This is a genomic window from Corynebacterium sp. HMSC059E07 (genome assembly GCF_001814395.1).
GTDB classification, from domain to species: Bacteria; Actinomycetota; Actinomycetes; order Mycobacteriales; family Mycobacteriaceae; genus Corynebacterium; species Corynebacterium hesseae.
Map to the genome: position 1 here is coordinate 1 of NZ_KV816312.1, position 272 is coordinate 272.

The following is a 272-nucleotide window of genomic DNA, read 5'->3' on the forward strand; positions in this document are numbered from 1 at the left end:
CGTATGCGCCATCCGCAGGGCCCGTTCGACCAGGGATGTATCTTGAACGCTATCCATTGCCCAGCCCAATACTCTGCGGGAATGGCCATCGCGGACTGCACATAAGTACAGCCAGCCTTCACCGGTGCGCAGGTAGGTAATATCCGACATCCACACTCGGTTGAGCTCACCAGTATCAAACATGCGTTTAACCAGGTCAGGAAGCGTGGATTTACGCTTGGCTTGAATGGTTGTCACCGGGACAAAGGCACGCGGTGAAATCCCTTCAATGC

General features: G+C 54.8%; 1 protein-coding gene. It reads right to left on the bottom strand.

Features of this window, described 5'->3' with window-relative positions; genetic code table 11:
* Positions 1-272 (bottom strand): DDE-type integrase/transposase/recombinase (locus HMPREF2967_RS12835; RefSeq protein WP_158014688.1); only part of this gene is annotated, 272 nt, incomplete at both ends.